Source organism: Mycobacterium lacus (assembly GCF_010731535.1).
In the GTDB taxonomy this organism is placed as follows: domain Bacteria; phylum Actinomycetota; class Actinomycetes; order Mycobacteriales; family Mycobacteriaceae; genus Mycobacterium; species Mycobacterium lacus.
In genome coordinates, this window is the sequence record NZ_AP022581.1 from 2,144,806 (window position 1) to 2,158,022 (window position 13,217).

The 13,217-nt window shown below is 65.3% G+C and carries 1 protein-coding gene and 3 pseudogenes; all 4 read left to right on the forward strand.

All coding sequences use genetic code 11. From position 1 onward, the window contains the following. Positions 1-173: 173 nt before the first annotated feature. Positions 174-2,491, forward strand: a pseudogene (locus tag G6N24_RS25775) (type I polyketide synthase); the annotation flags it as partial. Positions 2,492-2,926: 435 nt separating this feature from the next. Next, a pseudogene (locus G6N24_RS09895) lies at positions 2,927-9,538 on the forward strand (SDR family NAD(P)-dependent oxidoreductase); the annotation flags it as partial. A gap of 33 nt (positions 9,539-9,571) precedes the next feature. Next, positions 9,572-11,149, forward strand: coding sequence for a type I polyketide synthase (locus G6N24_RS09900; protein WP_269151274.1), 1,578 nt, complete (start codon positions 9,572-9,574; stop codon positions 11,147-11,149). A gap of 99 nt (positions 11,150-11,248) precedes the next feature. Then, positions 11,249-13,093, forward strand: a pseudogene (locus G6N24_RS26060) (acyltransferase domain-containing protein); the annotation flags it as partial. Between the last annotated feature and the right edge of the window lie 124 nt (positions 13,094-13,217).

The window sequence follows — 13,217 nt, forward strand, 5'->3', positions numbered from 1 at the left end:
CCACCACCACCGACCCCCGCAACGCACTCCTACACGCCCTGCACGCACTAGCCACCAACCAACCCCACCCCGGCCTACACACCCACCACCTCGCCCACCACCCACCCAAAACCGTGTTCATCTTCCCCGGCCAAGGCGCCCAACACCCCACCATGGCCACCCAGCTGCACACCCACCACCCCCACTTCACCGAAACCCTCAACCAGGTGTGCGCAGCCTTCGACGCCCATCTCGAGGTTCCCCTCGCCGAGGTGATCTTCGCCCACCCCGGTAGCGCCCAGGCTGAGCTGCTCAACCAAACCATGTACGCCCAGCCGGCGCTGTTCGCCTTCGGCGTGGCCATGCATGCCCTACTCACCCAAACCGGGATCACCCCGGACTACCTGCTGGGTCATTCCGTGGGCGAACTAACCGCGGCCCACATCGCCGGCGTGTTCACCCTGCAAGACGCCGCGGTATTGGTCAGCGCACGCGGCCGACTGATGCAGGCCTGCGCTGCGGGCGCAATGATGGCCATCACCGCCAGCGAAGCCGACCTCGACACGCTGCTACCCCACTATCCCCAAGTGGCCCTGGCCGCGATCAACGGCCCCACCTCGGTGGTGGTTTCCGGCCGACCGATCAAATCCAGCGCCTCAGCCAACACTGCACCGCAGCCCATTACCAAGTCACCCCACTGCGGGTCAGCCACGCATTCCACTCGGCGTCGATGGACCCAGCAGCAGCCGAATTCGAACGCATCACCACCGGGGTGAAGCTCAACACGCCCACCGCCGCGATCATCTCCACACTCACCGGCCAACCCGCCACCGCCGACCAACTCACCTCCCCCCACTACTGGGCCCGCCAACTACGCGAACCAGTCCGATTCCACGACAGCATCACCACCTTGCTCACCCAAGGCGAACACCTATTCATAGAACTATCCGCACACCCAGTACTAGCCCCCGCCCTCACCGACACCCTGGCCAACACCCCCGAACACCACCAATCAGCAGTCATCACCACCCTGCACCGCGACCACCCCGACCTCGACAGCATCACCACCACCCTGGCCCACCTGCACACCCACGGCCACAGCCCAACCTGGACAACCCTCTACCCCGGCGCCCACAACCTGCCACTACCCACCTACCCCTTCCAACACCACCCCTACTGGCTAACCCCGCCGGCCTCCAGCCCGAGCCCGCCCAGCGAGCCCGCCGAAGGCCAGTTATGGAACGCCGTGGACACCGACGCCGTGGACACCGTCGCGCAGCTGTTGGGCATCGAAGACACAGCCCAGGCGGCAGCACTGGGCCCGGTGGTGGCCGCCTTGCGGCAATGGCGCAAACAACTCACCGACCGCTCAGCGGTGGACAAACTGCGCTACCGCGTCAGCTGGCAAGCCATCACCGCGAACACCTTCCCCCCAACCCGGCCACGATGGCTGATCCTGACCCATCCCGAGCAATCCGAGAATCCCTGGCTGCAGGCCCTGGTGACGGGCCATCCCACAGAATTCAGCACCGCGGCCATCGACACCGACCACCTGGATCGAGACGGGTTAGCTGCGCTGCTGGTAGAACAAAGCGCCGCTACCGGCTGTGATGGCGTGTTGTCGTTGCTGGCACTGCACGACCGCACCGATCCCACGTTGCCCGGACCATCCACCGGCCTGGTGTCCACGCTTTTGCTGGTGCAAGCCTATGGCGATAGCGGACTTAGCCTGCCGTTGTGGGTCCTTACCCGCGGCGGGGCCCAACTCAGCGCCGACGAGGAGCCGTTAACGCCCAGTCAGGCCGCGGTGTGGGGGCTCGGACAATCGGTGTGCCTGGAACACCCCGACTGGTGGGGCGGGCTAATCGATCTTCCCGCCGTGCCCACCGCACACGACATCACCCGCCTGCACACCATCCTGACCTGCCCACAACCGGAAGACCAACTGGCCCTGCGCCCCCACGGTGTGCACGCCCGACGCCTGCAACCCGCACCCCTGCCCGCCGATCACCGACACCGCTGGAAACCTTCAGGGACCGCCGTAATCACCGGTATCACCGGCCAACTGGGCCCGCGCATCGCCCGCTGGCTCGCCCACGCCGGAGCCAGCCACCTGGTCCTGCTCAGCCGCACCGCCGCCCAACACCCACAAATAGCCGAACTAGAACAACAACTGCACGCCGCAGGAGTCAGCACCACCACCGCATCGGTAGACCTCTGCGATCGCCACGCCCTTGCGGGCGTGATCGACCACATCCGCACCCAACACGGTCCGATCAACACCGTCGTGCATGCCGCAGCGTCTCTGGGCTGGGCCACCCTCGCCGAAACCACCCTCGATGAGTTCACCCAAACCTATGCCGCTAAAGCGCTCGGCGCGCAAAACCTCATCACCACACTTCACGACCAGCCACCCCAAACCTTCATCATGTTCTCCTCAGCGGCAGCAACCTGGGGCGGCACCCGCCAGGGCGCCTACGCGGCGGCTAACGCCCACATCGAAGCCCTGACCACCACACTGCGCGCCCAGGGCTGGCACGCTGTGGCCCCGGCCTGGGGAACCTGGGCAGACGACCGAACAACCTCCCAAGAAACCCTGGACTATCTGGCCCGCATCGGGCTGCACCAAATCCCGACCGACACCGCCTTGGCCGCGCTGCAACAATCCCTCGACGTCGATGACACCCTAATCACCATCACCGACGTCGACTGGGACCAATTCCACGACGTCTTCACCACCCGCCGCGCCCACCCCCTACTCGCCGAATTGGGCAGCGCCCAACCCCACACCAGCCCCACCCCCACCGCCATCCCCGACCAACTGGCCGCACAACTTGCCGGCCACCCCCCCCAACATCAACTAGCCATCCTGACCACCCTGACACTCAACGCCACCGCCACCGTGCTGGCCCACCCCGATGCGGCCACCCTCGATCCCGACCTACCCTTCAAAAACCTCGGCATCGACTCGCTGACCGCGCTGCAACTACGCAATCGACTGGCGGCAATGACCGGCCTGCCCCTACCCGCCACCCTGGTCTTCGACCACCCCACCCCCACCACCATCGCCCAACACCTGATGGGCCTGCTCTCCGGCACCGCCGCCACCCCCGTCACCGCCCCCCTGGCCGCACACACCGATGAGCCGATCGCGGTGGTGGGGATGGCGTGCCGGTTGCCCGGCGGGGTGGATTCGGCGCAAGCGTTGTGGGAGTTGGTCCACAACGGCATCGACGCGGTCGGGGCTTTCCCCAGCGACCGGGGCTGGGATCTGGCGGGATTGTTTGACCCCGATCCCGACGCGGTCGGCAAAACCTACACCCGCTCGGGAGCATTTTTGACCGACGCCGCCGGGTTTGACGCCGAATTCTTCGGGATCTCACCCCGCGAAGCCACCGCGATGGACCCCCAACAACGACTACTGCTGGAAGTGTGTTGGGAAGCGCTGGAAACCGCCGGCATCGACCCCACCACCCTGCAAGGCTCCGACACCGGAGTATTCGCCGGAACCTGGGCACAACCGCACCCCACCAACACAGCCGACGGGGTGGAGGGTTACGGGTTGACCGGGGCGGCCACCAGCGTGGCCTCGGGTCGGGTGGCCTACGTGTTAGGGCTACAAGGCCCAGCGATCACCATCGACACCGCCTGTTCCTCATCGCTGGTGGCCACCCACCTGGCATGCCAATCACTGCGCAACAACGAATCCAGCCTGGCCCTAGCCGGCGGGGTCACCGTGATGAGCACCCCGGCACCATTCATCGAGTTCGCCCGCCAACGCGGCCTGGCCGCTGATGGCCGATGTAAACCATTCGCCGCCGCCGCCGACGGCACCGGCTGGGGCGAAGGCGCCGCCGTGCTAGTGCTCGAACGGCTCAGCGACGCCCACCACCACCACCACCGCGTCCTCGCCGTCATCGCCGGATCAGCGATCAACCAAGACGGCGCCTCCAACGGCCTGACCGCCCCCAACGGACCCGCCCAACAACGGGTCATCACCCAAGCCGCCGCCAACGCCGCCATCCCCCTCGACCACGTCGATGTCGTAGAAGCCCACGGCACCGGCACCACCCTCGGCGACCCGATCGAAGCCGGGGCACTACTGGCCACCTACGGCGCCAGCCCCCACCGCCAACACCCCCTATGGCTGGGATCGGTCAAATCCAACATCGGCCACACCCAAGCCGCCGCCGGAACCGCCGGGCTGATCAAAATGATCACCGCCCTCAACCACGCCGTGCTGCCGCCGACCCTGCACGTGGACCAACCCAGCCCACACATCGACTGGTCAACCGGAACCATACGATTGCTGACCACCCCCAGCCATGGCCAAGCACCGATCACCCCCGCACCGCAGCAGTGTCCTCCTTCGGCATCAGCGGCACCAACGCACACCTGATCATCCAGCAAGCCCCACCCCACCACCACCACCCACCCCGCAACCAGCCAACCCCCTACGGATCTGGCCGCTTTCCGCCCGCACCCCACAGCCCTTAACGCCCAAGCCGCCCGACTACACCAACACCTACGCGAACACCCCGACCTCAACCTCACCGACCTGGCCCACAGCCTGGCCACCACCCGCACCCACCACCCCCACCGCGCGGCCATCACCATACCCACCACCACCACCGACCCCCGCAACGCACTCCTACACGCCCTGCACGCACTAGCCACCAACCAACCCCACCCCGGCCTACACACCCACCACCTCGCCCACCACCCACCCAAAACCGTGTTCATCTTCCCCGGCCAAGGCGCCCAACACCCCACCATGGCCACCCAGCTGCACACCCACCACCCCCACTTCACCGAAACCCTCAACCAATGCGACCACGCCCTGCACCCATGGACCGGCTGGTCAGTCCGCGACGTCATACACCAAAACCCCGGCGCACCACCACTGGACCGCGTCGAAGTCATCCAACCCGTCCTATTCACCATCATGGTCTCGCTGGCCGAACTACTGCGCTCCCACGGCATCACCCCCGACGCCGTGATCGGACACTCCCAAGGAGAAATCGCCGCCGCCTACATCGCCGGCGCACTACCCCTCGACCAAGCCGCCAAAATCATCGCCCTCCGCAGCCAAGCACTCAGCACCCTCCCCGGCCACGGCGCCATGGCCTCAGTCCGACTCACCCCCGAACAACTCCACCCCCACCTACAACCCTGGAACACCACCCTGACCATCGCCGCGATCAACGGCCCCACCCACACCATCATCAGCGGCGACACCACCGCCATGAAGCAATTCAGCACCCACTGCCAACAACACGGCATCCACATCCGCGCCATCGCCGTCGACTACGCCTCACACTCACCACAGGTCACACACCTGCGCCAACACCTACTCCACGAACTAGCCGACCTGACCCCCCAACCCTCCCGCATCCCCCTCTACACCACCGTGCACAGCGCACTAACCCCCCAACCACTCGACACCACCACCATGAACGCCCACTACTGGTACCGCAACCTACGCGAACCAGTCCGATTCCACGACAGCATCACCACCTTGCTCACCCAAGGCGAACACCTATTCATAGAACTATCCGCACACCCAGTACTAGCCCCCGCCCTCACCGACACCCTGGCCAACACCCCCGAACACCACCAATCAGCAGTCATCACCACCCTGCACCGCGACCACCCCGACCTCGACAGCATCACCACCACCCTGGCCCACCTGCACACCCACGGCCACAGCCCAACCTGGACAACCCTCTACCCCGGCGCCCACAACCTGCCACTACCCACCTACCCCTTCCAACACCACCCCTACTGGCTAACCCCGCCGACAGGTCTAGATGTCAGCGCCGCCGGGCTTGACAAGCCCGATCACCCCTTTTTGGGCGCGCTGACCGACCTGGCCGACCAAGGCCAAATCGTGTTGACCGGACGGCTATCGACAACCGCACACGGTTGGCTAGCCGGCCACAAGGTCGATGACACCGTGGTGTTCCCGGCGACCGGGTACATCGATTTGCTGTTGCAGGCCGGCGAGTACGCCCAGTACCCGGTGATTGACGAGCTGGTCCTACACACCCCGTTGGCGTTGTTTGACCACACGCCCACCGATGTCCAGATCACGGTGCAGGCCGTTGCGGACAACGGGCGGCGCCCCTTTAGCCTTCATTCCCGAACCGGCGGCACACACGGCCCCACGGCCTGGACTTTGCATGCCACCGGCGCTTTGAGCACCGGCGCGGATCTCGTGTCCGGCCCCCTTTCAACGCCACCGGGTGTCGACCCCATCGATCAGGACAGCTTCTATCAAGACCTGGCCCAACAAGGTTTCCACTACGAACCTCCGTTCCGATCGTTGCGTGGGATCGGCCACCACCCGACCCTAAGAAATACCGTCCACGCCGAGGTGGCCCTACCTGCCGACACTGACATCACCGGCTACGGGATCCACCCCGCCCTACTCGACGCCGCCCTCCATCCCCTGGCCGCGGCGTTCTATGACACCGACCACACCAGTGACCCAGCAACACCGCGGCTTCCGTTCGCATTCACCGGGGTCACCTTGCACGCTATCGGGGCCACCAGCCTTCACGTCCAACTCACATCCACCGGAGCGGACACCTTCACACTGCATGCCACCGACCCCGCCGGCGCGCCGGTCATCACCATCGACACACTGACCCTGCGGGCCCGGCCCAACCACATCAGCCCAGCCGTCCCGGCCGCACTGCGCGATAGGTTGTTCCACCTGGAATGGCCGTGCCTGCCCGAGGATGCGTTCCCGCCGGTGGCGACCCCACCGGTGTGGGCGGTCATTACCACGGACCCATCCCGGCTGCCCCCGAGCCTGCGCAACGGCCCCTTCCACAGCGAGCTGGCCCGCATCGAGTTGACCCACACCGATCTGGTGGTCTGGCCGTTACCCCAGGCAGATCCCGCCGATGCTGATTACCTGCAGCACGTCCACAGCCTGACCCGCCGCACCGTTACCCAACTGCAGGACTGGTTGACCCGCCCCGACACCCTCGACACCCGCCTGGTGATCATCACCAACCACGCGGTGAGCGTCAACGTCTACGACCAAGCACCCGATTTGGCCCATGCCGCAGCGTGGGCATTAATCCACTCCGCTCAAAACGAGCATCCCGACCGCATCACCGTGCTCGACATCGACACCACCCCCGCCACCGACCGCACCATCATCAACGTCCTAGCCGCCCTGGCCACGCCGACACGGGCACAAGCCGGCGAACCCCAGCTGGCCCTACGCCACGGCATCGCGCATAGACCCCGACTGACCCCGTCGCTTGCCCTGACCCCGCCGCAAGCCCCGACCTGGCAACTGACCACCACCGGCAAGGGCGTTTTAGCCAACCCGGCCTTGGTGCCAACGGAGCCGGCCACCGTGTTACCCCCCGGGCAGATCCGGGTCGCCATCCGCGCCGCCGGGCTGAGTTTCCGCGATATCGATGTTGCGTTAGGAGCCATCTCCGGTGACGGGTTAGGCCGTGAAGGCGCCGGTGTGGTCATCGAAACGGCCCCCGATGTGACCACCGTTGCTCCCGGTGATGCCGTGATGGGCCTATTCCCCAATAACGCTTTTGCCCCCAACGCCATCACCGACCACCGCATGGTTGTTGCGATCCCAGCCGGCTGGTCGTTCACCCAGGCCGCCTCCGTCCCGGTCGCGTTCCTCACCGCCTACACTGCCCTAGTCGAGCGCGCGCAACTATCGGCGGGGCAGCGGGTGCTTATCCACGCCGGCACCGGCGGCGTGGGTCAAGCCGCCATCCAGATTGCCCACCACGTCGGCGCTGAGATCTTTGCCACCGCTAGCCCACACAAACACTCCGTCCTTGCCGATCTGGGCATTCCCCGCCAGCACATCGCCTCATCACGCACGCTGGATTTCATCGACGCCTTCCACCACGTCACAAACGGGCTTGGCATGGACGTGGTACTCAACAGCCTTCGTGGAGACTTCATCGATGGTTCGCTGCAACTGCTCTCCCGCGGCGGGTGTTTCATCGAACTCGGCAACACCGACATCCGTCTAGCCAGCGACGTCAACACTGCCCACCCCGGAGTTGACTACCAGGCCTACGACCTGGCCAACACACCCGCGGACAGTCTTAGTCGGACGTGGAATGCCCTGACCGAGCTGTTCACCGCCGGTGTCCTTAAACCCATACCCACCACCAGCTACGGCCTTGTCCAAGCCCCCCAAGCCTTCAGCGACATGAGCCAAGCACTGCACACTGGAAAAATTGTGCTGACCCCTCCCAAAGTGCTCGACCCAGACGGCACGGTCCTTATCACCGGCGGCACGGGGATGCTAGGCAGCCTGTTCGCCGAGCATATGGTCACCCAATACGGTGCCCGGAATCTACTGCTGGTCTCACGCGGCGGCCCGAGCGCCCCCGGCGCCGCTGAACTACACCAACACCTCACCAGCCTGGGCGCCCAAGTCAACATCACCGCCTGTGACACCAGCAACCCCACCGAACTAGCCGCGTTATTGGCCGATATTCCATCCCGACACCGGCTCACCGCCGTCATCCACACCGCCGGCGTCCTCGAAGACGCCGTCATAACCGAAATGACCGCCGACCAACTCGATACCGTCTTAACCGCCAAAGCCGACTCCGCCTGGCACCTACATCGACTCACCACCGATAAAGACCTCGACACATTTATCTTGTTCTCCTCGGTGTCTGCGCTCCTGGGCGCCCCCGGACAAGCCGCCTACGCGGCCGCTAACGCCTTCCTTGACGCACTAGCCCAGCAACGCCACCGCCAACAGCCCGGCGCCACCAGTTTGGCGTGGGGCTACTGGCAAACCCCCAGCGGCATGACCGCTCACCTAACATCCCTCGACCACACCCGCATGACCCGCAACGGACTGGCCCCAATCCCCACCGAACACGGCCTAGCCCTCTTCGACACCGCCCTCACCCACCACCAGCCCAACCTCATCCTCACCCCCCTCAACAAACGAGCGCTGGCCCGACAAGCACGCGAGAACACCCTGCACCCAATCCTGTCAACGCTGGTCACCACCCGCCCCCAAGCCGCAACCACCAGCCCCGATGGACTAGCCACTCAGCTGGCCGGCCACACCCCCCAACACCAACTGGCCACCCTCACCACGACGGTGATCAATGCGACCGCTGCCGTGCTGGCCCACCCCGATGCGGCCACCCTCGATCCCGACCTACCCTTCAAAAACCTCGGCATCGACTCCCTGACCGCCCTGGAACTCCGCAACACCTTGACCCGCCACACCGGCCTACCCCTGCCGGCCACCCTGGTCTTCGACCACCCCACGCCCACCGCCATCGCCCAGCACTTGATGAGCCTGCTCACCGATGCGGCCACCCCGACCCCCGCCAGCATCGACCATGTCAAACAGATTCAAGAATTGGTCGCATCGATTCCTGCTGAACGCTTAGCACGAGCCAACGTATTGGCCGTCTTGCAACGACTAATGCTGGATGACGCCGATACCGTCACTCATCGGCACAAGAAATCTGATATTGCGAATATGAGTTTGGAGGACTTGGTCGCTACGGTGCTGCCCAATCACTGACTCTGGCGCCGTTAGCTTCAAGATAAGGACGCAATGGAAATTTCACTAGAAAAAGTAACAGAAGCTCTGCGAAAGTCTCTAATTGAGAATGAGAGTTTAAAGCAACTATTGGCATCGGCATTTGAGCCGATCGCGGTGGTGGGGATGGCGTGCCGGTTGCCCGGCGGGGTGGATTCGGCGCAAGCGTTGTGGGAGTTGGTCCACAACGGCATCGACGCGGTCGGGGCTTTCCCCAGCGACCGGGGCTGGGATCTGGCGGGATTGTTTGACCCCGATCCCGACGCGGTCGGCAAAACCTACACCCGCTCGGGAGCATTTTTGACCGACGCCGCCGGGTTTGACGCCGAATTCTTCGGGATCTCACCCCGCGAAGCCACCGCGATGGACCCCCAACAACGACTACTGCTGGAAGTGTGTTGGGAAGCGCTGGAAACCGCCGGCATCGACCCCACCACCCTGCAAGGCTCCGACACCGGAGTATTCGCCGGGGTCGGAGTGCAGGGCTATGGGACCCCCGGTGCGGGCGGTGCCGACGGGGTGGAGGGTTACGGGTTGACCGGGGCGGCCACCAGCGTGGCCTCGGGTCGGGTGGCCTACGTGTTAGGGCTACAAGGCCCAGCGATCACCATCGACACCGCCTGTTCCTCATCGCTGGTGGCCACCCACCTGGCATGCCAATCACTGCGCAACAACGAATCCAGCCTGGCCCTAGCCGGCGGGGTCACCGTGATGAGCACCCCGGCACCATTCATCGAGTTCGCCCGCCAACGCGGCCTGGCCGCTGATGGCCGATGTAAACCATTCGCCGCCGCCGCCGACGGCACCGGCTGGGGCGAAGGCGCCGCCGTGCTAGTGCTCGAACGGCTCAGCGACGCCCACCGCCACCACCACCGCGTCCTCGCCGTCATCGCCGGATCAGCGATCAACCAAGACGGCGCCTCCAACGGCCTGACCGCCCCCAACGGACCCGCCCAACAACGGGTCATCACCCAAGCCGCCGCCAACGCCGCCATCCCCCTCGACCACGTCGATGTCGTAGAAGCCCACGGCACCGGCACCACCCTCGGCGACCCGATCGAAGCCGGGGCACTACTGGCCACCTACGGCGCCAGCCCCCACCGCCAACACCCCCTATGGCTGGGATCGGTCAAATCCAACATCGGCCACACCCAAGCCGCCGCCGGAACCGCCGGGCTGATCAAAATGATCACCGCCCTCAACCACGCCGTGCTGCCGCCGACCCTGCACGTGGACCAACCCAGCCCACACATCGACTGGTCAACCGGAACCATACGATTGCTGACCACCGCCCAGCCATGGCCAAGCACCGATCACCCCCGCACCGCAGCAGTGTCCTCCTTCGGCATCAGCGGCACCAACGCACACCTGATCATCCAGCAAGCCCCCACCCCACCACCACCACCACCACCCACCCCGCAACCAGCCAACCCCCTACGGATCTGGCCGCTTTCCGCCCGCACCCCCACAGCCCTTAACGCCTGCCGCCCGACTACACCAACACCTACGCGAACACCCCCCCACCACCCGCACCTTCCCATCCCACCACCACCACCGACCCCAACGCACTCCTACACGCCCTGCACGCACTAGCCACCAACCAACCCCACCCCGGCCACACACCCCCACCTCGCCCACCACCCACCCAAAACCGTGTTCATCTTCCCCGGCCAAGGCGCCCAACACCCCACCATGGCCACCCAGCTGCACACCCACCACCCCCACTTCACCGAAACCCTCAACCAGGTGTGCGCAGCCTTCGACGCCCATCTCGAGGTTCCCCTCGCCGAGGTGATCTTCGCCCACCCCGGTAGCGCCCAGGCTGAGCTGCTCAACCAAACCATGTACGCCCAGCCGGCGCTGTTCGCCTTCGGCGTGGCCATGCATGCCCTACTCACCCAAACCGGGATCACCCCGGACTACCTGCTGGGTCATTCCGTGGGCGAACTAACCGCGGCCCACATCGCCGGCGTGTTCACCCTGCAAGACGCCGCGGTATTGGTCAGCGCACGCGGCCGACTGATGCAGGCCTGCGCTGCGGGCGCAATGATGGCCATCACCGCCAGCGAAGCCGACCTCGACACGCTGCTACCCCACTATCCCCAAGTGGCCCTGGCCGCGATCAACGGCCCCACCTCGGTGGTGGTTTCCGGGCCGACCGATCAAATCCAGCGCCTCAGCCAACACTGCACCGCAGCCCATTACCAAGTCACCCCACTGCGGGTCAGCCACGCATTCCACTCGGCGTCGATGGACCCAGCAGCAGCCGAATTCGAACGCATCACCACCGGGGTGAAGCTCAACACGCCCACCGCCGCGATCATCTCCACACTCACCGGCCAACCCGCCACCGCCGACCAACTCACCTCCCCCCACTACTGGGCCCGCCAACTACGCGAACCAGTCCGATTCCACGACAGCATCACCACCTTGCTCACCCAAGGCGAACACCTATTCATAGAACTATCCGCACACCCAGTACTAGCCCCCGCCCTCACCGACACCCTGGCCAACACCCCCGAACACCACCAATCAGCAGTCATCACCACCCTGCACCGCGACCACCCCGACCTCGACAGCATCACCACCACCCTGGCCCACCTGCACACCCACGGCCACAGCCCAACCTGGACAACCCTCTACCCCGGCGCCCACAACCTGCCACTACCCACCTACCCCTTCCAACACCACCCCTACTGGCTAACCCCGCCGACAGGTCTAGATGTCAGCGCCGCCGGGCTTGACAAGCCCGATCACCCCTTTTTGGGCGCGCTGACCGAGCTGGCCGACCAAGGCCAAATCGTGTTGACCGGACGGCTATCGACAACCGCACACGGTTGGCTAGCCGGCCACAAGGTCGATGACACCGTGGTGTTCCCGGCGACCGGGTTTATTGATGTGGTCCTGAAGGCCTGTGAGTACGTTGGTTGTCCGGTCATTGATGAGCTGATTTTGCAGGCTCCTCTGGTCCTTGCCGCGGGCGCTGCCGCTGATCTGCAGATCAGCGTGCATCCTTTCGACGAGCAGGGCCGGCGGGCTTTTAGCGTCCACGCGCGCACCGGTAATTACCCGCACAGGGGTTCCACCTGGACCGCGCATGCCAGCGGTACGCTGAGCAACCGACCCTCCACCCCGCCTTCTCGGACTTCACCTTCAGCTGGTGCAGAGGTCATCACCGCCGTCGAGCGAGACAGTTTCTATGAGCAGCTCGCCCAGCAGGGCTTGCGTTACGACGGCGCGTTTTGCTCGTTGCAGGGCATGGGCAGCGACCCGGTTAACCCCAACATTATTCATGCCGAGGTGGCGTTGCCCGCTGACATCGATAGCAGCGGCTATGGTATCCACCCCGCCCTACTTGACGCCGCCCTCCATCCCCTGGCCACGGCGTTCTACGACACCGACCACACCAGTGACCCAGCAACACCGCGGCTTCCGTCCGCATTCGCCGGGGTCACCTTGCACGCTTTCGGGGCCACCAGACTCCACGTCCAACTCACATCCACCGGAGCGGACACCTTCGCACTACACGCCACCGACCCCGCCGGCGCCCCCGTCATCACCATCGACACAGTCACCCTGCGGGCTCTTCCCGACACCGACAGTCTCCAACACGCCGCCGGGGTTTCGCGGGAGGGTTTGTTTGAGTTGGCCTGGCCGGCGC